This is a genomic window from Pseudoalteromonas luteoviolacea NCIMB 1944, from assembly GCF_001625565.1.
Lineage (GTDB): Bacteria > Pseudomonadota > Gammaproteobacteria > Enterobacterales > Alteromonadaceae > Pseudoalteromonas > Pseudoalteromonas luteoviolacea_F.
In genome coordinates, this window is sequence record NZ_AUXS01000057.1 from 1 (window position 1) to 22,117 (window position 22,117).

At 40.3% G+C, this 22,117-nt stretch carries 19 protein-coding genes and 4 tRNA genes; 10 read left to right on the forward strand and 13 right to left on the reverse strand.

Going from position 1 to position 22,117, the window contains the following annotated elements:
* The 9 genes from N483_RS27320 to N483_RS20785 all read right to left on the reverse strand — a co-directional run.
* On the reverse strand, positions 1–987 hold a 987-nt coding region (locus N483_RS27320; protein WP_196764418.1), incomplete at its 3' end, for a glycoside hydrolase family protein.
* Positions 988–996: 9 nt separating this feature from the next.
* Complete coding sequence (locus N483_RS20745; RefSeq protein WP_063383384.1) at positions 997–2,235, reverse strand: tetratricopeptide repeat protein; 1,239 nt, start codon at positions 2,233–2,235, stop codon at positions 997–999.
* A gap of 126 nt (positions 2,236–2,361) precedes the next feature.
* A complete protein-coding gene (locus N483_RS20750; RefSeq protein WP_023399965.1) occupies positions 2,362–3,684 on the reverse strand; it encodes an HlyD family type I secretion periplasmic adaptor subunit in 1,323 nt (440 codons plus the stop codon).
* Entirely contained in the window at positions 3,684–5,858 is a 2,175-nt protein-coding gene (locus N483_RS20755) for a type I secretion system permease/ATPase (RefSeq protein WP_231105484.1), read from the reverse strand. Before N483_RS20755 ends, N483_RS20750 begins: the two co-directional genes overlap by 1 nt.
* Before the next feature lie 610 nt (positions 5,859–6,468).
* The gene (locus tag N483_RS20760; protein WP_023399963.1) at positions 6,469–6,873 is read right to left on the reverse strand and encodes a hypothetical protein; all 405 of its coding nucleotides are present in this window, start codon (positions 6,871–6,873) and stop codon (positions 6,469–6,471) included.
* Positions 6,874–7,025: 152 nt separating this feature from the next.
* Complete coding sequence (locus N483_RS20765) at positions 7,026–7,379, reverse strand: DUF2834 domain-containing protein (RefSeq protein WP_023399962.1); 354 nt, start codon at positions 7,377–7,379, stop codon at positions 7,026–7,028.
* A gap of 109 nt (positions 7,380–7,488) precedes the next feature.
* Positions 7,489–8,196 carry a hypothetical protein gene (locus N483_RS20770; protein ID WP_023399961.1) on the reverse strand — a complete coding sequence of 236 codons (708 nt, stop codon included), beginning with the start codon at positions 8,194–8,196 and terminating at the stop codon, positions 7,489–7,491.
* A gap of 581 nt (positions 8,197–8,777) precedes the next feature.
* Positions 8,778–9,524: an alpha/beta fold hydrolase gene (locus N483_RS20780; RefSeq protein WP_023399959.1), complete on the reverse strand. Its 747-nt coding sequence runs from the start codon at positions 9,522–9,524 to the stop codon at positions 8,778–8,780.
* A 40-nt stretch (positions 9,525–9,564) separates the two neighbouring features.
* Entirely contained in the window at positions 9,565–10,248 is a 684-nt protein-coding gene (locus N483_RS20785) for a hypothetical protein (protein WP_023399958.1), read from the reverse strand.
* Between the two features lie 1,024 nt (positions 10,249–11,272).
* Here N483_RS20785 and N483_RS20790 point away from each other — a divergent pair.
* Positions 11,273–12,079, forward strand: coding sequence for a hypothetical protein (locus N483_RS20790; protein WP_023399957.1), 807 nt, complete (start codon positions 11,273–11,275; stop codon positions 12,077–12,079).
* Between the two features lie 299 nt (positions 12,080–12,378).
* On the opposite strand, the gene N483_RS20795 is transcribed toward N483_RS20790, so the two are convergent.
* Together N483_RS20795 and N483_RS20800 are read right to left on the reverse strand one after the other, a co-directional pair.
* The gene (locus N483_RS20795) at positions 12,379–13,620 is read right to left on the reverse strand and encodes an amidohydrolase family protein (protein WP_023399956.1); all 1,242 of its coding nucleotides are present in this window, start codon (positions 13,618–13,620) and stop codon (positions 12,379–12,381) included.
* Positions 13,621–13,630: 10 nt separating this feature from the next.
* Entirely contained in the window at positions 13,631–15,016 is a 1,386-nt protein-coding gene (locus tag N483_RS20800) for an amidohydrolase (RefSeq protein ID WP_023399955.1), read from the reverse strand.
* A 473-nt stretch (positions 15,017–15,489) separates the two neighbouring features.
* Here N483_RS20800 and N483_RS20805 point away from each other — a divergent pair, with 473 nt between their 5' ends.
* Complete coding sequence (locus tag N483_RS20805; RefSeq protein WP_023399954.1) at positions 15,490–15,840, forward strand: DUF3718 domain-containing protein; 351 nt, start codon at positions 15,490–15,492, stop codon at positions 15,838–15,840.
* A gap of 57 nt (positions 15,841–15,897) precedes the next feature.
* Here the strand turns inward: N483_RS20805 and N483_RS20810 are convergent, their stop codons facing one another.
* Positions 15,898–16,590, reverse strand: a complete 693-nt coding sequence (locus N483_RS20810) for a hypothetical protein (protein ID WP_036976557.1) — start codon at positions 16,588–16,590, stop codon at positions 15,898–15,900.
* A 127-nt stretch (positions 16,591–16,717) separates the two neighbouring features.
* Here N483_RS20810 and N483_RS20815 point away from each other — a divergent pair, with 127 nt between their 5' ends.
* Both N483_RS20815 and N483_RS20820 read left to right on the forward strand, forming a co-directional pair.
* On the forward strand, positions 16,718–17,572 hold the full coding sequence (locus N483_RS20815) for a fructosamine kinase family protein (protein ID WP_023399952.1): 855 nt from the start codon (positions 16,718–16,720) through the stop codon (positions 17,570–17,572).
* A 75-nt stretch (positions 17,573–17,647) separates the two neighbouring features.
* Entirely contained in the window at positions 17,648–17,851 is a 204-nt protein-coding gene (locus tag N483_RS20820) for a CPXCG motif-containing cysteine-rich protein (protein WP_023399951.1), read from the forward strand.
* Here the strand turns inward: N483_RS20820 and N483_RS20825 are convergent.
* Complete coding sequence (locus N483_RS20825) at positions 17,848–18,489, reverse strand: riboflavin synthase (protein WP_023399950.1); 642 nt, start codon at positions 18,487–18,489, stop codon at positions 17,848–17,850. The genes N483_RS20820 and N483_RS20825 overlap by 4 nt on opposite strands.
* Before the next feature lie 136 nt (positions 18,490–18,625).
* Here N483_RS20825 and N483_RS20830 point away from each other — a divergent pair, with 136 nt between their 5' ends.
* The 6 genes from N483_RS20830 to N483_RS20855 all read left to right on the forward strand — a co-directional run bounded on the left by N483_RS20830 (position 18,626) and on the right by N483_RS20855 (position 21,451).
* Entirely contained in the window at positions 18,626–19,987 is a 1,362-nt protein-coding gene (locus N483_RS20830) for an MATE family efflux transporter (protein WP_023399949.1), read from the forward strand.
* The gene (locus tag N483_RS20835) at positions 19,956–20,942 is read left to right on the forward strand and encodes a DUF3080 family protein (RefSeq protein WP_023399948.1); all 987 of its coding nucleotides are present in this window, start codon (positions 19,956–19,958) and stop codon (positions 20,940–20,942) included. Before N483_RS20830 ends, N483_RS20835 begins: the two co-directional genes overlap by 32 nt.
* A 101-nt stretch (positions 20,943–21,043) precedes the next feature.
* A tRNA-Val gene (locus tag N483_RS20840) sits at positions 21,044–21,120 on the forward strand.
* A 36-nt stretch (positions 21,121–21,156) separates the two neighbouring features.
* A tRNA-Val gene (locus tag N483_RS20845) sits at positions 21,157–21,233 on the forward strand.
* Positions 21,234–21,264: 31 nt separating this feature from the next.
* Positions 21,265–21,341: transfer RNA gene (locus N483_RS20850), tRNA-Val, on the forward strand.
* A gap of 33 nt (positions 21,342–21,374) precedes the next feature.
* Positions 21,375–21,451 (forward strand) — tRNA-Val (locus N483_RS20855).
* Positions 21,452–22,117: the final 666 nt, after the last annotated feature.

The window sequence follows — 22,117 nt, forward strand, 5'->3', positions numbered from 1 at the left end:
ATTGTCACCCGAGCCATTGTCACCCGAGCCATTGTCACCCGAACCACCATCTCCTGGATTACCCGAATCATCAATTGCACTTTTAAAGGTGTATGCAATAACCTCTATATTTTCTGCCGCAAGTTCAGCAGTTAAAGTCGTCATTTGATCATTAAGGGCAGCAAATAATTCGTCACGTCTGGTTTTAGTTATTGGCTCATAAACATTATTTGTTTTATCAGCTTGTAACTCATCAATATATTTTGTGATTTCTGCTCTTTTTTCATATAGCTTTTCGTAAAGTTTCTGCTTGTCTGCAATCGAGATCCCTTCAATCATGGCTGACGCTTCTTTTAATCTGCGGTTGTGCAAACCATTTATGCGTACTTTTTCACCATTAACGGTATTTGAGTTACTTGAATAGGCTATTTCGTAGTATGCTTCAGCCCAATCCTTATCTTTCAAAGCCTTTGATAAACTCGGTCCCACCATAGGAGAGCCACCATTAAAGGTCAAAGAAATCAGCGCTGCCTTTCTCCTATCTGATAAACCATCAAATACTGCTTGTGCAGCAGCTCTATCTCCATCCAGGTTATTATCTAGTCCGTCAATTGCTAACTTTTGGTAAGTAGGTAGGATGTCATTGAATACAGCTTCCATACTGCTGGTGTCATCAGGAAAAACAAAGGTTTCCTCTGGAATGGAGTTATCAAGCCGTTTGTCATCCGCCTGGTAGATTTTTAAAACATCGTTAACTTCTTTTATTCGATCATCTTTATTCGACTCTGTCCATTCCTTTCTAAATATAGCTTCCAAACTTATTTTTAAGGCATTAAAGTCAGTCTCTGATAGCGACGTTGTAGAGTAATTAAACTGTTCGAGTATGGCCTCTAGTACTTCTTCTTCTCTGAGGTTAAAACCTACGCCAATGGTCGGAATGCCTTTTGAATCAAGATAAATAGCTTTGACCGCGTCTTCATGGCTTTTAATTTCGGTGAATAAACTCATTTTAACTCTCTATTTTTTATCATTTAACTTATAGGAACATACCGGAGTGGCGCCGTAGGTATTTTTTGAACTGATATGCCCTGAAAATTCAGCAATTGAAAACCAGGTGCTATGATTAAGGTCTGGTATATTCTTAAAGCTCATCCCACTAGGGTAAGTCGGGTATATTTTATCCTGATATATTAAAAATCGACCTTTAGCACTAAAAGTGCCTTTTTTAAAATTCTTTTCTAAGATGGTGTAACTACTGTAAAACCCGTTAATTTGGGCTTGCTGTATCTGTTGTTGTTTTGTCATGGCCTCCCATTGCTTAACTCGGTTCCTTGACATGCTAACAACATCCACATCATTACCAGCCTCACCTTTTTCAAGCGGTCTACAAGTTTGTAAAGGCATTAACCTTCGAATGACATGTTCTTTCTTACCATCATTATTGGCATCAAAAAATGCTTCACCTAGTCGGAAGTAGCCTAGCTGATAATCTTTTTCTCTATCTGGCCAAGCTTGCTCCCAAGTCTGTCTACCGCGGTATATCAGTTGATCAATTTCTTTAATTCTTTCCCCTTGAATTGGTGTAAACACCAATTCTTTAATATCCGGGTTATGTATGGTAGGTAATTTACATTTAAGTAATTCATCCCAAGGGCTTTGGTTAAGCTCTGCTAAAAAGGCTTCACACAATCCATTATCTAAATGATTTCTGGAGAGTTTAAAACGAGGCTGATGCTGCTCATTACCCGTATGGGGTGGTGTGTGTGTTTTGGCCACAGAGTTACTAGCAACTACAGTGCCCTGTTTGTGATCAGCTATGGCGTGCGCTAGTCTCTGAACGCTGCTAGCTCTGGCTTTGGTCGAAAAAAGCTGATTAGATTTTTTGTAAGCGCCGAGCGCTGCCTCATAATTTTTCAAACGCTCATAAGCAAGCCCTTGGTTATAGGCAGCACTAGCCTGCTGTTTACTGTTGCTACTTTGCTGCAAAACAATATCAGCTGTCTCTATAGCCCCTTTAAAATCACCATTTTTTATTTTAACAAGGGCTAAATTACCTAACGCATGGTAGTTTTTCGCATTGCGATTAACTTGTTCCATAAAACAAGCTTGCGCTTTAAGGTAATCCTTTTGACTATATAATGTAATACAAAGATCATTTAAAACACGTTTTGATTCAGGGAAATCATTAGCTTGAGCATATAAACTCAAACTAAAAACCCCTGTAATTAACCCCATAATTTTTTTAAATTTATACATGTTAATCCTACGATAATATAAATTTGATTTTGCTTTTTTGAAAAAGTGTATAGACATATTGGTTACTGACTAATGCCAAACTGAACTTTTTAAACATCGTAACCTCTACTTCCTGTTTATTCTGATTTAACGCTCTCTTGCCCCTTCATCTAAGTGCTGAATAATGGGCGAAAGTAAAAACTCTATAATGCGGCGATTGCCGGTTTTAATTTCAACATTGACGCTCATACCTGCACTTAAGGGGACACTCCGGTTTTCCACATTAATGTGCTGACTGTGAAGACGCACTTTAATCGGAAAATATAAACCGAGCTGCTCGTCTTTAACTGCATCGGTTGATACTTCAGTCACTTCACCCGTGATTGCGCCATAACGGGTAAACGGAAAACTGTCTACTTTGACCACAACGTCTTGCCCTACAAAGGTAAAACCAATATCTTTGTTTAGTAGCTGTGCATTCACTATAAGCTCATCATCGTCAGGCACTACGGTTAATAATTGTTGCGCCGGGGTGACCACTTCTCCTATGGTCGATAGCTGTAACGCCTCGACAATACCGTTTACAGGCGCTAACAATAGATTTTTTTCTGTGAGATACTGTTGCTTTTCAAGCTCTTGCTGCAGCGTTAAAATCTCTTCGTTGATTTGGCTAATTTCTGAGTGAAGCAACTTTTGAAGCTCAGTTGAGTGGGTTCTTTGCTCTTGGGCGTTTGTTTTAATGGCATGGTTAATTGAACTCACATTGGTTAGTTCAATTAGACGTTGCTCTTGTTGCTGTACGGCTTGCTGTTTAAGCTCTAAGTAAGTCGCTCGAGCGACAAGTTTTTGGTCTTGTAATGATTCTAGCGAGTCAACTCGCTCATTGAGCAAAGGCAAAATTTTATCTAGCTGCACAAGCTTGGCTTTTGCGCCTGCAAGTTGAGCTTCTAATTGCGACAATTTCGCATCATACACAGCTTGCTCATTTTGATATTGTATAAACTCTGCGTTTAGTAGTTGTTTGTGTTCAGTAGTTAACGCAGGGCTCACATCATCAAATATTTGTGCATTTTGTACCAGCTGTAATAGCTGTAACCTTCTTAACCGTTGCTGCTCAAAATTAGCTAACGACTGCTGGGTTTGTCTATAATTTGACTCAGCCAGTACAGACTCTAATGATACGAGTACCTGACCTTTAGTAACTTTGTCACCATCCTCAACATGTATTTTCTGTACTGAGCCAGTTTCTAATGGCTGGATCACTTTGACTTTTTGTAGCGGTATTAACTGACCTTGTGCCTTTGCAACAATATCAATACGCCCAACTATGGCCCAAATAATTGCCAAGCTAAAAAAGCTAACGAGTGTCCAAAGTACTCCACGCACCAGTTTAGGCGGCGGTGCAGTTTGAACTTCTAATACTGGGGGTAAGAACTCGATGAGCTTGGTATTTACAATCAATTTGCTCATTATACAATCGCTCTTTTGGGCGCTTTAGATTGCGCGACCTTGTTATCTTGCAGGCTCGCTAAATGTGCATAAATACCTTCTAATTTAAGTAGATGTTTATGATCACCCTGCTCAACGACACGGCCATTGTCTAGTACTAAGATACGATCTGCGTCTCTAACCGCTGACAAGCGATGCGCCACAATAAAAACGGTTCTGCCTTTGGCTATCTTTTGCATATTTTGTTGAATGATGCGCTCAGACTCATAGTCAAGAGCACTAGTGGCTTCATCAAAAATTAGTATTGCTGGATCTGACAACAGCGCCCTTGCGATGGCTAAGCGCTGACGCTGTCCGCCCGATAAGGCTGAACCTTGCTCACCAACTTGAGTATCATAAGCTTCAGGCAGTTTTAAAATAAATTCCTCAGCCCCTGCTAATTGCGCAGCTTCAATCACTCTCTCAATGGAAGCCGAGGGATCAGAGAGTGCAATATTTTCACGAATCGTGCCGCTAAATAAAAAGTTTTCTTGTAGCACAACGCCAACTCTAGGCCTTAACCAAGCAGGGTTGATCAAATTGATATCAACACCATCGATATAAATTCTGCCCGAGTTCGGTAAATATAGTCTTTGCACCAGTTTAGTCAGTGAGCTTTTTCCAGAGCCTGAGCGCCCTACTAACCCTATTACTTCACCTGCTGAAACTTTTAGATTGATATCATTTAATACATTGGCTCTTTCAGGCGAGTAGCTAAAAGAAGTATGCTCAAAAATTACTTCTCCTCGTAATTTTGGTAGTTCTAGCTTGCTATTTGTGCCTGATTCAGTCGGCGTGTTGAGCACATCACCTAAACGTTCAATAGAGATTTTTGCCTGCTGAAAGTCTTGCCATACATTGGCAAATCGCATGATTGGTGCGGCAATTCTTTGTGCTAGAATGTTAAAGGCGATGAACTGGCCAATGGTTAAAGTTCCCTCAGTCACGGCCAATGATCCAAAATATAAAATTAATAAGCCAACAGTTTTAGTTATAAAGTTTGAAGATTGACTATATAAGTTGTTCAACTGAAACGCTTTAAAAGATACGCTTGTATACTGTGCTAATTTTTCGTCCCACTTGTTACTCATCGCAGACTCAACGGCCATCGATTTAATGGTCTCAACACCATGAACAGACTCGACTAAATAAGAGTGATTTTCAGCGCTATGTCTAAACTTTTTCTCTAAAGTGGCACGAATAGATGGACCCAGCAGATATGCGATGAAAAAATAAAACGGGAGGCTTGCAACAACAATCCATGTAAGGTCACTTGAGTAATAAAACATGACCGCAAAAAATACGAATGTGAAAAACAAGTCTAGGATCAGGGTGAGAGAAGTGCCTGTCATAAACTCTCGAATACTATCGAGCTCTTTGATTCTCGCAACAGTATCGCCCACTCTTCGCGATTTAAAATAGGCTAATGGCAACTTTAACATATGCTGATAAATTTCACTGCCGAGCCCGACATCAATTCGATTGGTTGTATGGCTAAATAAGAAGGCTCGCATTGCACAAAGCAGTACTTCAAAAAATATGACACAGAAAAAGCCAATGGCTAATACATTTAATGTTGTAAGACCGTTGTGTACCATTACTTTGTCAATGGCTACTTGAAAGAATATTGGAGATGCTAAGCCAAACAGTTGTATAAAAAATGACGCGACCAATACTTCAATAAAAAGTTTTTTATACTTTTTAATTGCCGGTATAAACCATTTAATACCAAATTTGGCTTTTTCGGAAATAACTTGCTCTCTTGGTGATAAAAATAAAAAGTCATTAATGAAAAATTTATTAAAATCAGCAAAGCTCATTACTTCTGGTGCATTTCCTTTCGATAAATCATGTATCAACACACCTTTGTCATTGATCTTTGCAACAATCGCATAACGACCATCTGCTTTCTTAGCAATCGCTGGCAAACTATGCTCATTGATATTGTCTAAATCTATTGAGATGAACTTTGCTTTAAACCCCGTTGATTTAGCAGCTCGAAGCAACTGAGTCTCAGTTAAAGCAAGTTCGGTTATTTTTTGATGGTTATATTGAGCGTATAAGTCTTCAATATTAACATTGATACGATGAAATTTACCGATTACGGCAATGCACTGCAGGCCAGATAAGAATATATCTTGCTCGTTATTTTTCACAACTTCTCCATGTGATTTTATACAGAAAAAATAAATTTGAAGTGAATATTTTTTAGGAAGAAGCAGACAAAAAAACACATCACCCATTAGTGATAATGCGTTGTCGAGAAGAATAAGCTGATTCAGCGTCATTCAACGAATCACTCCAACTTTACCGGGTGCTAATAATAAAGTACCACAAAATGTTAAGTCAATAATTATTTATTAAAATGGCACAATACAATGACTAATTTATTTAACAATAAAGGGTGTGAGTGATTAATGAACAACTTGCCTTTATAAACGATAAAGCGCTTTAACGGAGTCCACTTGTTTAAATCTTCCAAGACCGGTTTGTAGGACGTTTTAATGGTTCATTTAGACAAGAATTTTTGGATGCATATTTGTTTGAATCTCTCAAACAAGTGAAATAAATGGTGTGGCTCTGGCATTTTAATTAAAACGAAAAGCTTCACGTGAAAGCCTTGGGGATCCGGAGCCTACCTCTTATCAAGCTAAATTATAAAGTTCTAGTTTACAGGCGCCTCGTTAACAGGGAGGTGTAAATCGGGCTTTCAGTTACGCCAATCCGCCATAAATATATTGGTAATTGGCTCTAATGCGATCTCACTCATTGCGCGCATTGATTCTGTCTATTTAATCTATGCCGAGTATTAAAGTATACTTTGAGGTATGCAAATCCAAGTGCCAGCTCAGTAACAATCGCCAACCCAATCCCCACTCCCGCATACTCTCGAACATATTCAAACGTCCCTAAAATAGCTAAGCCAAACATCATGATAATAAAACTTAAACATACCATTTGCCTTGACTCAGAGTGCTCTGCATTGCGCATCAACCAAGACAAGATACCAAGTGTTAAAAATAGAATGGCAGCCCGACGAGCCATGAAAGAGGCTGATTCGGTTTGAGGAATTTGAAATAAAGAATACATGAACTCTGGGAAAAGCAGCAATGCTACAAATAGAAAACCAGCAATTGTTGCCGTAACAACACTAAGTGTTTTAAATTGCATTTAAAATATCCTTTTTAGTTTGAACAGAGTTATATTTATAGACGCTTTAAAAAGTCAAAATGAATACATATTTGATGAGTAAGTGTCATCGTAAATTACGATGTTCAATTAGTGAAGAGGCATCACAAAAATGCCGACGCAATACGCATAAATCAATTTATAACGCGATTATTATGCCCTACAGCTAACTCGATTCGCTCTAAGTGGCACTGTCTCATCAATAGAAATAATGGCAAACCAAATGAAACACCAACCGCCATAGTGCCCATGACAGGCAACCATAACTTAGTCATTTTGAGCAGCTTACCTTCATACAATATAAAAGCGATTAGGGTAAAGGCGGAGATCAGCACGTCTAACCATGCAAATGATGAAATCTGGTCTTCACTTATTTGGGTATAAAGTTTCACTACACTTAACCCGTTTTCAGATACCCAAGGGATCAACATGCTAAACGGCAAAACTATGCCTAAAATACACAAAACGCCATAAACATATTTAATCATATTTCATCCTTATAATACTCTTAGAGTTCTCTCGGTGGCCAAATACTGACCTTATTTTCAATCACTACCTTTTAATTTAAAACTTAGTCTTTTTAGATGATAACTAAGTTTATTGGCTTGTGGCGCATTTTACGCGCTTTAGGTAACCTTTTTGGGTTAAAACTTGGCTGCCTTTTGGATAACTATTTATAAGAAGATCACCATTACTTAGTAACCAAGAAGACTGAGGGCTGCCAATTAGGCCAAATAGTGTTTCCATTTTGAAATCGGGCGTGAGCAGGCTAATTTTTCCAGAGTTTGACGATAGATGAGCCAGACCCGATGTCACTACCACACCAAAAGGCATTTTATAAACATCCTCAACGTTCATTTCTTCTAGTAAAGTCATGTTGTTGGCTTTATCAACTCTTAGCAGCTCTCCGCCAAATTCACCATTGTCAGTGCCAATCAAAACTTCGCCGTCGAAATTAACAACCCACGGAGGTTGGACCGTAACCTTTTCGATTTTATAGTTTTTCCCTCCCTTATCATGATATGACCTGACAACCTGAGTTTTACTATATTTCCCTGTTTTTTTATCGAGTAATTTCAATATCCAGCGCCTGTGTATCGGCTCTACGTCAGGGTGCGCAGCTGCTAATTTGACAATGAACTCCTCCATTGACATATCGAGGGTCTCTCTTTCGATACTCCAAGTAAACTTTGTTTTATAGGGCTGTAATGATGGGTCATGTGTTTCGCAATTTATTTCTTCTAGCATGCTAGCAAAACTGCTACTGCTCAAAAAAAGGGCTGAAACAGCGAGTGTTTTATACATAACTTCCTTAAAATATTACATGTCTACCTGTTATTACCATGACGGACTATGGTATAAATTTCAATAGAGTACTGCAGTATTTATAACCTGCGTAGCCCTTTTTACCTTTGAGCTGATTAAGGTATAGATTTAGCCCTATAGTTTACCAATATTTCTTAAAGGATTCTGAAACAAGCTCCTTTCCAGTGACAGCGTAATAGATGAAAATTAGCGCTAATATGAGACAAGAGCTGACCTCTATTACCAGACTTGACACTGGCTCACTCTTAATAACAGATAGCAAAACACATATTATTCCCAAAAATCCTCCTAGCACTGCTGCCAATATTCTCAATATCATCTCGCGCCCCTCCTAAGTTTGGTTGTCGACAAGTAACCACGCTCTCAGATCTACCTCTGAAAAGTTGTTTGACAATAGGCCTGTGGTATTGAATTCATATACGCGGTGCTTTTCCAAATCCACTGGCGCCATAGTATATATTTTTATATTTAAAGAAACGAATTAACAGCCTTTATCGACTCGCAATTTTGGACAGTAAATATTGGGCTTTTTAGGAGCAAAGGTCCCCTAGCTCTGGGCGCTAATTATTTATGGAGCACGTTAACCACGAGCTGACAAGTGCAGCAAGCTCTTTTGGCTTTTCAAGAGGAAGCATGTGACCGCTGCCACAGGCTTCATAAACATGCTCATTCAGGTGGGTTTGTGCCAATTTCTGAAACCAATGGTGATTTATTATTTTATCCGCTTTACTGTAATAAAAGTAGATAGGTATGTTTAGTGTAAGCAATTGAGGTAGCAAGTTTATACGCTCGTTGGTGCATCGGTACTGGTTAATTAACGCGATTTCGCCTAGTTCCCTTTCCATTAACTGAATTGTATCAACAATACTTGTACTACCAAGCTCACTAGTTCGATCAATGAGCCCATACGCTTTTTTAACGCTGATCCCGGCATATCCATTTTTTTCTATAAATGAAAGCATGGCTTGTCGAGATGACAATTCGTCAGCGAGCAACTGTGTTGGACTGTTAGCAACGACAAAAAGACGCTTGACCTGCTGAGGGTGCTTACTCGCAATATATGCTGCAAGATAGCCCCCCATTGAAAAGCCCAAAAGATAAATCGGCGCATGTGGTTCTGGGTTAGAGCTTACGAGATCAGCGACGATATCGTTAAAAAGTTTCTCGCACAGTTCATCCAGATTATTGGCATTAGGGATCTCGCAGTGCACTAATTTAATTTGGTGGTTCAGCTCACGACTTAGCGCTTCCCAAAGCCTTTGATTACACATGGTGCCAGGCAGTACATACACTTTATTATGCGTCACTGTATTACCTCAAATACCTTAATTGGATATCTATACTACATCAATATGACGACTGATTTAGGCTCTCTAACTTTTTTAATAGCAAATTTATATATCCGCGGCATAACAACACTACATAAATAAACACAAATGTATTTGTTATGTGTAACAACAACCATAATTGCTCAAAATTAAAGAAGTAGCCAGCCATTTGAATGACACCAGCAGCGGAAAACAAAAAGTAAAATGACATCAAAAGTTTTTGCGGAATAAGCATTGAGCTCGTTTTATTTTGCGGTGCTACTGAACTTTGGAAAAGCCCCTTTACTTTAATTAAGCTTATTTGATAGTAAATGATTTGGGTCAAATAAAGAACGCCGACTGCAGGTGTTACTTCTGTGGAATCAAATAGACGGTACGTGAAAAAAGCCACAAACGGGACAAAATGAATAACTGATCGCCAGTGTGCAACGTAGCTACTATCTGTTTCATTTCGATAGCGCTCTATCAAAGGGCCCAATAGTAGAGGAGATGCATGAATAAATGCAACCACGAGCCAAGGGATTTCAAAATCGAGTAAACTCATAAACTCAACTGCCGGCGAAAGGATCATCACCCAACATAATGCAAGTTCTAGTCGTTGTAATTTTGGTAGCCCTTGTTGTATGGATATGAGTGACACTGTTATCAAAAAAACCACAACGACACTCGATAAATAGCTGATTTGTAATACATCAATTAACACACTTTAAAACCTCAACTTTACTTTTTTACCAACAGCCTTGTTCAACAACCTGTTCAATGTAGCCTTTAAATACCATTTTTCAATTGCCGCACCAGTACAGGTGCCATCTTTCTTTGTTATGAGCACAATACAAAGCCACTTTACTAGGAATTTAAATGCGTGTCATTAGCATTAAGTGTATTCGCAGCACATAGTCTATGATCCACTTTCCACTAGGCGAAACAAGGCGCGGTGTTGTTTAATGCTCGTCAGAATTTCGGGGGCCAAGAACATATGCTATTTACTCAGTATTGCAATCCCTTGTTGTACCATTTCAGTGAGGTGATGCAAATCATTTTGGAACGTTGCACTACGCAAAAATAGATTCAGATCAAAAGTTAAAAATATTTTTATATTTTTTAAATTTGTTTTTTTGCATCAATTGTCAACTCACCATTGTTTAAAATTCCAAATTCATATCCTCTTCACATCCAAAAGAACAAAATTCGCACACCTATTTCAACCTTGTTTTTTTAAGGCATTTAATCACTATTCCCTCAATTATTTTAGTTAATAAAGTTCAATCATTATATTTCATAAGCTTACATAATTTAAAAACTGTTTCATAACAACAAAAAACCTCATTATTGAAATATATAAGTAAACAAAAGCAAAAAGGTTAAGCATAAAAAATTCTTAAATTAGAAGTTTCAGATATGAAAATAATTATCAAAGCGCTTGAATTTTCAGGGGGTTTACACAATAAAAATTAGTCGCTAGGTTATTTGGCAATCAGCAACGGTTGAACATATAACTTAAGGTTTTAGAGCCCAGCTAAAGCCAAGTAATGATGTTAACCGGGAGAGTACATATCAAACTATTCATTTAGGCGTGTATATCTACTTTGCAGATTAAATAGAATTCGGCGCATGAATATATTCATGTATCAGAGTGTTAAATGCTAAGTAATAAGGCAGTTAACTTCTGCGCCAGACCGTAGTCCAGGGCGAATAAAGTCCTGTATTTAAAAAACAATGGAGTTCCAATGAAACTAAAATTACTCGCAGCGCTTACAACTGGCTTTTTAGCAACTTCAGCATTTGCTCAAACTTCTGTTCAAGATATTGATGGCTACAACAGAACGACGACATACGCAAATGGCGCTGTTGATCGTATTGTCACTGATTCTTTAAGTGCACGTACATTTGAAGCTTGGGTGTACTATAAGGAAGCTGGCTCTGAGTGTACCAGTGGCTATATTTTCGATGAACTAACTGGTCAGCAATATGGGACTGTCAATATCGGCACAGGCGGCATTGGTGCGACCATGGTTGATACTGTTCATTTCAATAACGGTTTCACTGACGAACAACTCAAACGCAACCGCGTTCTTGCTTTGAATTGCCAAAACTTAGAAGGTGAGCAATTCAAGGTATACCATAAATTCTCAGCGCTGCCTGTTATCACATGGGATACAAACCTAGCTGGCGTTGGTGAGTACAAAAGACCAGATTGTACAGGTGCAAGCTCACACTGTGGCGGCCGCGGATGGTATGAGCAGGTGAGCTATACATCATCACTACACATCGACAACAAAAACAAAGACACTTACTGTTCTTCAACAATGAATGACGGTTTCGAGTCACGCGTATTCAATGGCTACGATAGCACACCACTATTCCACACAAACCATTATGCGCTAGAAAATGCAGTATATAACTACTCTGGTCCTGCGTTTAGACAAACTGTGACTTGTCACAGCCCAGTAGGTGAAGTTCAGCGTACTCAAGTATGGGTTGTATCCGGTGAAAACGATATCAACCTAGAAGTTGATTACACTGTTTACAAGTAATGCATTGAGCCGGTCGAGCTTTAAATGACTCGACTGGCCCTTTAAAGCTCACCACCACAGGGCTTAATGCTAATCACGTATTAATAATTATCAAAGAGAGGCCTTTTCTCTCTTTTTTGGTTTCTAACACCTACTTTACTCAGCAGTCCCTTCCGACTTACCTAAGTTACTTGTTTTTGCGATTACGAAAGCCATGTGTATTCACGCCGGGAAGTGAGTTCAGAATGCACACCTATAATTTAATTTACCATTCAATAAAAAAGGCGCCATATAAGGCGCCTTAATGAATCTATGCCAGGTTATTTCGTGTAACCACGTGGCATTGATGAGTCTGTAGTGTAGCGCTCACGCAATTTATCATGACGTGATTCAGTTGTTACCTGCTCGCCGTTGATCCAAATTTTATCAACTCGAGTGCTAAACTCGAACGGATCCGCAGTCCAAAGAACAACGTCTGCACGCTCACCTTTTGCTATTTTGCCGCCTTCGATGCCAAAAGCATCAGCAACATTTACTGTCATCGCTTTAAGGGCGCCTTGATGTGTCATGCCATTTGCAACAGCAATACCAGCATTGTAGCGCATTTGATATACATTGTGGCTACCGTCACCAGCAACATTCAAAATGACTTTTACACCCGCTTTTTCAAGCTCGCCAGCATTACCAAGATGTGCATGTAGCGCGTCAAAACCAGTTGGTAGGTTTGATACTGAGCTCACAATCACAGGTACTTCAGCTTTAGCTAACTCATCTTTTACAAGCACCGCATCGTCTGCACCTTCAATGATAAGATTCAAGCCAAACTGTTTTTTCAGTTTGATAAGTTCTAGTAGCTGAGAGGCGCGTGATGCAGAGGCCACTATCGGTAGTTTGCCATTAAGAACTTGGATCAGTAACTTTTCTTCCGCTGAAGGATCTTTGTCTTTTTTCTTATCCTTTTTAGCGGTTAGCTTTGCTTTTTGCTCAGATAACTTTTTAGAGAAAGCTTGAACAGACGCAGCACGAGAGCCGTCGTCGCTCACTGCGCCTAAGTCGACAATAAGCGCTGTTTTGCGATCTGTCACACTGCCAAATTCACCAGATAAGTCAGCGACAAAAGCAAGACCTGAGAACACACCACTTTCACCCCAAGGTAAAGAAGGCACGCTTACATTCTGTGTTACTCCACCTTTTCTCGCATATGGGATAAGGCTTGAACGGGGGTTAAACGCAGAGCTTGGATCAAACTCAAGACCTGACTTGTCATATGCATCTACAGAACGAGATACAGCACCCACTTCAACCAAACCTAGATGGTTCATTGACCCGATAAGGCCAGGCGTTAAAATTTTCCCTTGTGCATCCACTGTAACATCAGCATTAAATGACTGAGGATTCACCGCTTTAATTTTGCCGTTCTCGATAACAACAGTTGCGTTTTCAAGCACGCCTTGACTGGTTAGTGTATGCACCGTGGCGTTGGTAATTGCTGTTACTTGAGCGAATACCGCCGAAGAGCTAAGCAACGCGCCAGTTAGGATAGATAATTTAAACTTGTTCATTGTTGCTCCCCTAGCGCTGACCTAACATAAAATCACTTACTGCTTGGTATTTACTGTCTTGGCGATCATAAACTTTTGCGCCATCGATAAATACTTTCTCAGCTTTTGAATAAACGCTAAATGGGCTTTGGTCCCAAATAACCACATCAGCTTGTTTGCCTGCTGCAATAGAACCTGTAAGCTCTTCGACACCTAGAGACTTAGCTGCATTGTAGGTGATCCATTTAATGGCATCTTCTTCTTTAATGTCAAAACCAACTTCATTGGCTGAGTACATAACTTTTGCAGCTTCGTGATTCAGACGCTGAATTGTTGTATCAGAATCAGAGTGGATCACAGCACACGAGTTCTTAGCAGCGTCAACAATGGCGACGTTTTCAAGAGACATGTCATATGCTTCCATTTTGAAGCCCCACCAATCTGGCCAAAGTGCCGCACAGTTACCATTTTCACCCAGAAGATCAGCAACCTTGTATGCTTCAATACCGTGGTGGAAAGTACCCGCGTGGTAACCAAACTCTTTAGAAAGGTCGATCATCATGGCCATTTCCTCTGCTTTGTAGCAGTGGTTATGGATTAAGATTTCGCCATCTAGTACACCACGTAACGTATCTAGCTTGATGTCACGATGAGGTGCATCAGGGTTTAAGCCAGCTGCATACTCAGCTTCATATTGTTCCCAAGCGCGCTTGTATTCTGACGCTTCAATCCACGCTTCACGGTAACCTGCCATGTTGCCCATACGTGTTGTAGGTGCAACGCCTTGGCCGCCGTATACACGTTTAGGGTTTTCACCACACGCCATTTTTAGGCCATACGGTGCATCTGGGAATTTCATGCCTTGCATGGTTTCAGACGGAACATTTTTTAGTGTAACTGCACGACCACCGAATAAGTTTGCAGAGCCTGGTAAGATTTGTAATGACGTAATACCGCCTTCACGCGCACGGTTAAAACCTGGATCTTGCGGCCATACCGAATGCTCTACCCAAACTTGAGCTGTATTCGGGTTGATCATCTCATTACCATCTTGGTGAGACTCAACGCCAGGGCTTGGGTATGCGCCCAAGTGTGAATGGTTGTCGATGATGCCTGGTGTTACCCACTTACCTGCCGCATCGATGGTCGTGTCTGCACTCACAGACAAATCTTTGCCAACCTGGCTAATTTTACCGTCAACGATGTAAACATCAGCATCATTGATTCTTTCACCAGTACCGGTCAGAACTGTTGCATTTGTGATTAAGGTACTTGAAGTTGAATGAGGCTTATAAGTACTTGGGTAAGGGTTTTTCTCGATTGTGACTTTATCTTTTTGAGGACCAGTGTCTTGCTGGCAACCTAAAAGAGCTGTGCTTAGAGCAAGCACGATCACAGAGGGTTTGAACATATTCATATTTTCATCTCTGTAGTTTTTGTGACTGTAGTTATCAAAGAGACTGTAGCGAAAATTCACAAAAATTTCGATGCAAAAACCTCAAAATGCCATAAATTACGATAAATTACGTGAGAAATTGCAATATTGTATAACAATCAGGCACGACTTATGATTGCTCAGGTTGTTTTTTAGACACACTTTTACATACTTCGACATACTTTTGAAATAGGTTTTAATAGAAGGAGAAAAAGCTGCTAAATACGTCGAAACATCACGCTACCGGTCTGTTAACAAAATAATATCTGAAGTTTTTTTTTGTCAGCTTGAAACAAGTTAGTACGGCTTTTTTATTTTAATTAGATGTACTTACACAAGCAAAAATACAAATACATAATTCCTTACATTCGTACAATCTTCCCTTACAGCATTTTGAGTCGTTCAGAACAATACTCTAGTGGAATCGCACCTAAAAATCTGTTTGGAGAATAACGATGAAAGTACTAATGACCGCTGCTGCACTGACTGCGCTTGTATCTGTATCAAACGCTCACGCCGTTGAATTTGTTGCGGCTGATGACAGCCATGCTACTGAACTATGTATGGCTTTCGCCTCTGATCGCCCTCATATCATGCTTAAAGCGATGCGCGGACAACACACCGCCAAAGTACGTATTACCAATAAACTCGAATGCAACGACATGAATTTAAGTGAATTTGCTCATATGTACAGTTTAACGCGTACCGCCAAATTTATGAAAATTGATATAGAAACTGAAACATCTATCAAAGATATTGCACAAACTGAGTCAACACTGCCTGTCGTTTTATCTGGCTCTAAATAATGACTGATCAAATGGTGTGCATAAATTCGTTATCTATGCACACCTAGTTGAGTCAAGTTAGAGGATACTGGCGATCAATCCGAATAACCCGCCAAATACACCACCCCATACAACAAGCCATCCCAAATGAGTATGGATCATGTTTTGTACGATATTTTTAACCATCACCGGTGTTAACTCGTTGAGCCTTTCATCTACCGCATGCTCAATTGCCGTACGAATTGATTCAAGAGATTGTCCATTCGTTAACACTCCAGATATTTTGTCTTTAAAATCTGGCTGCTCGCTCATTTCTAACAAAGCCTCTTTCATTTTATCGGTAAAAGTATCTCGCATTGGTTCAATGGCTTCTTTACCCCCTACCATCGCTAGCATTGCGCCAAACTGAGAGCCTTCTATCACTTGAACAAGTTTGTTAAAGGCAATCGATAGATCTGCATGTTCTATCACTGGATTCAAATCAATATCGACCTGGTTTTTTTCAGCAAAGCTCTTTAACTTATCTTGATTAAAAAACTCATCTAAAATGAGCTCTTTAATGGCAATTTTAAACTCTTTGAATTTAATGGTAATAACGCCTGAACCATACAATCCGGGGACTTTTTCAAATAACATATGTACTGCAAGCCAGTTGGTAACAGCGCCTGAAAGCGCAAACAGTCCCATGGTGAACAGCAGATCATGATTTAAACCATAGCCAACAGCAACTAACATTGCAGCCATCAGGTTGGTGATAACACTTTTATTCAATGTGAACATCCAAAACATTTCAAAACTGGTGGCTATTCTATTAGATTTAAATTTGCACTCAAGTATTTGTGTTATAGCGAAAATCGATCATAGTTAGATCAAGTGCTCACTCGCCACCGGGCTAACTATGTGGAACCTAGTAAACCAGTACATCAGTGAAGCGATTCACGACAATTTTGAATTTACTCGAAAAACCCAGCTCCCCAGCAACCACAAGTCCAAAAACTATAAAATTGAAAATGACAGGCACAGCTTTCTGGTAAAGGTTGACCACATTAGTGCATTAGAGCGCTATGAGTGCGAAGCGGACAATCATACATTGCTTACTCGTGATAGTGATTTTTTAGTGGCCGACCCTGTGACGATTGGCTCTAGCCTTGAGTATTGCTTTAGCGTGTTTGAGTGGTTACCGTCGCAAACAGACAAACAAAACTGGTACCTGTGTGGCAGCACGCTTGGTAAAATGCACAGCCGCCACGAGCAGGAAATGTTTGGATTCGAACAAGACAATTATATCTTGGGCCTTTCACAACCAAATCAATGGCATAAGAAATGGTCAGTATTTTTTGCAGAAGAGCGCATTGCCTGGCAATTGCAATTATTACATGAAAAGAACATAGAGCTTGTGGATATCGATAGCTTTGTCGAATACATCAAGCCCTTAGTCAACCATCCTGTACAACCTTCTCTCTTACACGGTTATTTTTGGCGCGGTAATATCGCGTTTTCGAATGATAAACCCAGTGTATATTGCCCGGCTTGTTATTACGGGGATAGAGAAGTCGACATCGCCAACAGCGAATTATTTGCTCAGTTACCTGACGCTTTTTACACTGGATACAATGAAGCGTACCAAATTGACAAAGGCTATCAACAACGTAAGCCGATCTACCAGTTATATAGTTTACTCTGTCATGCTAACGTCTTTGCGGGTGACTACGTCATTCAATCAAAACAACAGATCGAGCACATCCTAAAATAGCCGCAACATTGCGGTAATAATTGCAATAACTGCTATAGTAAGAAAAGGAGTTCAGGCGGTTGTTGGAGCCATATTATGAAGCAGCTGTATAACCAACGGATCAGCTGCCCCCACTGTGGTCATCATATATTTGTAGACTTAGATATCAGTGAGGGCGACCAAGATTTCTACGAAGATTGTGCCGCATGTTGCAATCCAATTCATTTAAACATGCACATTGATGAAGCCATCAATAAATTGGAGTTAAGAATCGACAGTGACGACGAACAAATCTTTTAGCCTATTGGGTTCAACGTATTTTTTCGCAGGTAGTGCTCAACCGTGTTGACGATAGTGTAAGTTTGCTGATCGACTTCAATGTTGAGCTTGTCACCGTCTTGTACTTTACCAATATTTGTAATAGATAGAGTTTCAGGGATGAGGTGAAGCCAAAATCCGTCTTCATCAACTTCACCGACAGTGAGGCTAGCGCCATTTACTGCAATAAACCCTTTGTAAAAAACATACTTGGCCCAGCTTGCATCCAACAGCAGTTTTATTTTCACATTTTCAGCCGTTTTAACGACACAGTCTACCGTGGCTATATCATGAATATGCCCGGATACAATATGCCCGCCCAGTTCAGTACCAAACGTCACCGAACGCTCAAAATTCACTTTATTGCCACACTTAAGTTCGCCCAAATTGGTTAATTTCAAAGACTCATCAATGACATCAAAGCTTACTTGTCCAACTACATCGGATTGACTCGTTTCAAATTGCACAACGGTTAAGCAACATCCATTCACAGCAATGCTGGCACCTATTGTGAGTTGTTGCAAATGCTCATTGCCAACAGATAACACCAAGCGCATGACGCCATCATTTAATATTGCACTGACAACAGATGCCTGAGTTTGAACAATTCCAGTAAACATGTTTTTTCCGAGGTAAAAATTATGCCGACATTCTACCTGATGCCCAGCCCTGTCGAAACATATTTACACACTTATTTCGTAGATAAACATCACAAACTTCAATAGAATGCAGTTTTTGAAATTACTGAGTTTTAGGATGAAGTTTGAACTCTGGGAAGCCAAAAAGTTAATTAGACTTGCCACACCCGTTCTATTAGCCCAAGTTACCCTCGTGATGATGTCTGTAGTTGATACCATGATGGCAGGACAAGTTAGTCCAAACGACTTGGCAGCACTTTCCATTGCTACTGGGGCACTCAACCCACTGATGTTTTCGTTGCAGGCTATTTTATTGGCACTCACCAGTATGGTTGCCCATAGTGTCGGGGCCAATGATCATGACAGTATTAAACGTTACTTCCAGCAAGGCTTATATTTAGCTGTCATGCTGTCGTCTTTAGGGTTTATAGCCAGCTATTTCACACAGTATTTATTTGCCAGTACGGGCGCAAGTCCTGAGATTGCGCAAATGGCACAAGATTATATCGATTATGTTAAATATGGACTGGTAGCGTTTTTGATCTTCTCTGTGTACCGAAATGTTACTGAAGGCATGGGTAACACCAAGGTTGCTTTTTATATTGGCTTACTTGGTTTAGGGATTAACGTTATCGCTAACTACATTTTTATATACGGCAAATTGGGTATGCCAGCACTGGGAGGCGCCGGGTGCGGTGTTGCCACCAGCATCGTTATTTGGACTATGGCTATTGCACAAATTTGCTACAGCCTAAGAAGCAAGCAACTAAAAGGCAAATGGTTGCTCAGTGACTTTATGAAGCCGCACAAAGAAACCATTTTGCAAATAACTAAACTCGGCTTGCCTATCTCGTTTGCCACTTTTTTTGAGGTGACTTTATTTGCGTGTATCCCACTCTTTATTGCTGATTTAGGTGCAGTAGCCGTTTCTGGACATCAGGTTGCTGCAAGTGTAACCATGATCTTATTTATGCTACCGCTAAGTTTATCCATGGCAATAGGTATAAGAATTGGCAATATCAGTGGACAAAACAATATTGAACGACTGGTCAATGCAACCTACACCAGCTTTATACTGGCCGTTGGTGTTGCTGCTATTGTGGCACTCGGTACCTACTTGGTTAGATATGATATTAGCTGGCTTTATACACAAGAAAAAGAAGTCGCTATGCTCGCATCGAGTATAATTATACTCGCCTGTGTCTACCAATTACCCGATGCGCTGCAAGTTGCTGCAAATGGTGTTTTACGGGGCCTAAGATATACCAAGCCTATTACTGGCGTTACCTTTATCTCATATTGGGTAATCGGTTTTACCCTTGGATACGTATTGGCAAAAACAGACCTAATAGTGCCTGCGATGGGACCGACTGGCTTTTGGGTCGGCATTATAGTTGGTCTTACAGTAGCTGCTGTGATGCTGATATATTTTGTGAGGAGAAAACTCGTTGAAATGCAAACTGCTACTTATAGCACTTAGCACGGTTTTGTTAGGGTGCACACCTGCGCCCAGCGACACGAATCAAACATATACCGAACGCCTAGGAAAGGTATTCGATACTGATGGGTTATCTATTGAAGCGCTGAGTGTGTTGCCACACTCAGCCATCGACAAGCCGAAATCTAGTTATACAATATCTGTGATAGATCTTGCCAAACTCGGGCATTGCCGCGTTTCTACACACATTGCAAATCACAACAATCAACTAGGCAAGCTTGCTAAACCTAGCGAACAATTTAAGTATGCACTTAACTTCATTGCATACGCGCAAGCATGCATCGATGACGATAGAACACCAAAAGATGTGCAACAAGCCTTGGAGCTTGCAAGACAAGAAAAACTTGCGCAGCTCTACCCTATGCTCGCTTATGTATTTACCCATGAAAAAGAACTTACCCAGTTTTTTACGCTCACTTTCAGTGAAGTCCAGCGTGAAACCAGCCAAGGGGAAATACATGCCCTAGAAGCGTTAAATACGCTGACAAGCTTAATAAAGGATTTAAACGAACCAAACAAAGCCAATGGCACTATGCTGACAGATGCACTTGAGAAGCTTAATAACAATAGTTATGTGCAAAGTTTGATCACCAGTACCAGAGTCCAAATAGCTTGGAACAAAACAACCACGGCATGGCTTAGCTCTTTGGCGTTAGAGCGCAAAGTCTGCCCGGCTGGTAAAAACAAAAAGCGCGCTCAGGTACTCAACAACGTATTTCAAAAGTTCTATATCCAAGATATTCAGGCTTATCAATCACAGCTTGCCAAACGCTTACACGACATTGAGCCTCACTTTCAAACTTTTACAGATAAATTTGGCGGACAAGACTACCCTAATGTCGTCACACCATTAATAGCCGAGCTAAAGCAATCCGCCAAAAGCCACGTTTACTGGTGGCAAAACTTCTACAAAGTGTGCAAAGTTAGTCCGTTGTGATCGAAAAAACCGCAGACAAACAAAAATTTAGCAAAGTTACTTGATCCATTTCGCAGAGCACTATATATTAGCCGCCGTTGCCAAGAAACACGGCACATTGTACGACCGTAGCTCAGTTGGTTAGAGCACCACCTTGACATGGTGGGGGTCGGTGGTTCGAATCCACTCGGTCGTACCAACTTAATTTAGTTAAGTTATATAACAGTTTTATGATACGACCGTAGCTCAGTTGGTTAGAGCACTACCTTGACATGGTAGGGGTCGGTGGTTCGAATCCACTCGGTCGTACCAACGTTAACTAAATTAAGTAACATTTTATAGTACGACCGTAGCTCAGTTGGTTAGAGCACCACCTTGACATGGTGGGGGTCGGTGGTTCGAATCCACTCGGTCGTACCAACTTAACATCGTTAAGTTATATAGTTTTATTGTACGACCGTAGCTCAGTTGGTTAGAGCACTACCTTGACATGGTAGGGGTCGGTGGTTCGAATCCACTCGGTCGTACCAAGTTCTAAGCTCCCTCTCTTATTTTAAAATCCTTTTTAGCTCCTGAGAATAAAACGCTACTACTGTATTTAGATCTTCATCCTATCCGTACAAATTGCAACAACTGTGCATTTACTATTGATCACCGATCACCCGATAAATTTGGAGCCGATATTTGACGAAGTTGACACTATAAGAAATGAAAACCGGCATGATTCAGCAAAGCACCTTATGTCATTGTTATGGTTGTGAGTACCTTTATGTTTAATGGATGGGACAAGCATAAAATATAGCTAATTACATGATTATTTATCTGGCTTCTATAAAGAAGTTCTGTGTTAGTTTTTGGAGTAAAACCATAAACACTGGACCCTGAAGCAAGTTCAGGGTGACAGAAGTTCTCAAAAAATGTACTCACTGCGTTCGCCGTCACTACCCAGTTGCACCATACCGTCATCCCGGACTGGCTCCGGGATCCATGTAAAGCTTATAACCGATACGTAGTTATCTTATGCAAAACGACGCTCTTCATCTTGCCTTGTAAGAAGAAACCAAGTTCAGTGACGTTTTTTGGTATTTTCGTCCATAAACACTGGAGCCTGAAACAAGTTCAGGGTGACAGAAGTTCTCAAAAAATGTACTCACTGCGTTCGCTGTCATTAACCCGTTGCACCATACCGTCATCCC